General features: G+C 56.0%; 2 protein-coding genes and 1 pseudogene. All 3 read right to left on the bottom strand.

Features of this window, described 5'->3' with window-relative positions:
- Positions 1 to 94: 94 nt before the first annotated feature.
- The gene (locus tag CEK65_RS20730) at positions 95 to 640 is read right to left on the bottom strand and encodes a DUF4189 domain-containing protein (protein ID WP_152182852.1); all 546 of its coding nucleotides are present in this window, start codon (positions 638 to 640) and stop codon (positions 95 to 97) included.
- An 11-nt stretch (positions 641 to 651) separates the two neighbouring features.
- The gene (locus tag CEK65_RS20725; RefSeq protein WP_152182851.1) at positions 652 to 1,788 is read right to left on the bottom strand and encodes a type IV secretion system protein; all 1,137 of its coding nucleotides are present in this window, start codon (positions 1,786 to 1,788) and stop codon (positions 652 to 654) included.
- A gap of 48 nt (positions 1,789 to 1,836) precedes the next feature.
- Positions 1,837 to 2,069 (bottom strand): annotated as a pseudogene (locus CEK65_RS20720) (hypothetical protein); the annotation flags it as partial.

Here is a 2,069-nt window from a genome sequence, read left to right as displayed (position 1 = left end):
GAATTTTATATCCATATATCATCACGATGCATCCTACACGCCAGAAAATTCCGTTTCATGACTGGTTTGAACAATAGATGGGAACTACTCAGCACTAGAACTTCTCGAATATCTGCTCAGTGCAGGCTGTATAAATAATCTCGCACACGGCCTTCGGGGTTGATCTATTATTTTTTTTGCAGTCGCTCAAAGCACGACTACTGGCTTCCGGAATAGTTGCTGAACCAGCAAAACTAAGTCGACCATCACTGTAGGGGCTCCCGTCAATATGGGGTTCAGCAACCGCCGCACATTGGTTGTGATACTTCAATACAATTTTGCAATTTTTTAATCCACGAGAACCGCAGCGCATTAGTGCATCTGCCTGCGCCTCTGCCTCAGACAATTTCCCTTTGGTGACACCGAAAGTTGTAGCGGAATCAGTATAGCCCATTGCAATCGCCCCCCAGGTTTTAACCCACTTTCCGGAGGGGCGAGGCGGAGGTGCTTCTCGTTGATAGTAACCGGAAGGGATCGGAGTACAGGAAGTTATCGCTCCATTTGCCTGCGCAGGCAACTGACCAGGCGGGCATCCGTTTTCAGCGAACACTATATTTGCCGCAAAAGAAAGAGCAAAAAAAAGATAAAAATTAAATTTCATATGATCGAAATCTAGATAATTTGAGTTTTATCCCTATTGGCATTGCCTCTGGCACCACTGCCTTGGGAGTTAGTGTCTACCTGTGCTGTGCTAGACGTGACACGTCCAGCTGAAGTCGGTGCGGCGCTATTCACCGAAGCAGATGTGTTGCTATCCGCCCGAGGCGGCACATACGACCCCGGCGGCTGCCCCTGCGGTCCAGGCGAAGACGCTGCACCACCGGCGAACGCCGAGAAGTGCATGAAGGACGCCATGCTGCCTTGCCACAGCGCGGCAGCCATCGGCGGCACTGACACGATCAGCAAGGTCATGAGCAATCCAATCCCTCCCTGCTGCAGCGCCTGCGACGACAAGCCTTCCGCATTGCCCAGCGGGATGAGCTTCATCGCCCAGTAGGCCCCCGCCACCTTCACCGTGAACTTCAGGACCATCGCCGATACCACTGACAGCATGGCCATCGAGAACAGCGTTCCCAACACATAGTACAACCACTTCTTGAACAGGTCCTTGGTCTGCTCGAACATCAAAAAGAAGATGAAGATCGGCCCGATGCCGATCAGGAAGGCCAGAGTGAACTTGAACAGCAACAACATCGCACCGGCGACCATGGGCGGACCGGCCGTGCCGAATCCAGCCAACAGGATCGCTCGGCTCTTCTGATCGATCGACTCCGGATCGTTGGCGTTCACCTTCACCGCATCCAGGGCCGCCATCGCAAGCTGGGTGTACTCCAGATTCTGGTCGATCGCATCGGCTGCGCTGGAATTATCGTCGCCCGTGAACAAACCGTGGATCTCCTTGTCCAGGTTGTCGGTCATCGTCTTGTGCAACATGGCGCCGTTGGCGCCGACGGTGGAGGCAATCATCAGGATCACCGCGACCTTGGCCGCCTTGACCATCGTCGCCATCGCCGATTCGCGCGACTGCCCGGTGGCGATGCGATAGCCCTGGATCAGCACCCAGAACATCGTCGCCGTCAGCGCAATCACACTCACCCAGTTCATCGCACGCCGCGTCAACTCCAGACCGAAGGTCGCGATCTCGTTGGTGAAGTAGTTGTTCACCAATCTGAAGAACAGGAAGTCGCCCAGGTTGGCGTCCGCCAGCGGCTGCACCCAGTGCGTCGCAGTGTCGAAAAGTCCGTTCATGCTGCCTGTCTATCCGGTGTCTGGTGATGAATGTGGGCTGCTACGCGGTCAGTTCTGCAGCGCGCCAGCCAGCACGCCGGCCTGCACGACCTGCCCCAGCAGGTCGTCCTTGTTGCCATTCAGGGCGCGCCGCGCGAGCCGCGACTGGTCGTCCTTGAGCGCCACGATGTAGGAGTCGTAAGCCTTCATCTGCGCATTCCAGTAGTCCAGGTCCATGGCATTCTGCGCCGCGAAGCGGCGGACTTCGTTATCGTTGGCGGCCAGCGCGCCTTGGCTCGACC

The sequence above is a fragment of the Xanthomonas sp. LMG 12459 genome (assembly GCF_009192905.1).
GTDB classification, from domain to species: domain Bacteria; phylum Pseudomonadota; class Gammaproteobacteria; order Xanthomonadales; family Xanthomonadaceae; genus Xanthomonas_A; species Xanthomonas_A sontii.
Note: the sequence above shows the minus strand (reverse complement) of the source record. Positions and strands in the feature narration are given on the sequence as shown.

Bases quoted from the DNA above. Each gene is read 5' to 3' on its own strand.
- CEK65_RS20730 (WP_152182852.1), bottom strand. From the start codon at position 640: ATGAAATTTAATTTTTATCTTTTTTTTGCTCTTTCTTTTGCGGCAAAT.
- CEK65_RS20725 (WP_152182851.1), bottom strand. From the start codon at position 1,788: ATGAACGGACTTTTCGACACTGCGACGCACTGGGTGCAGCCGCTGGCG.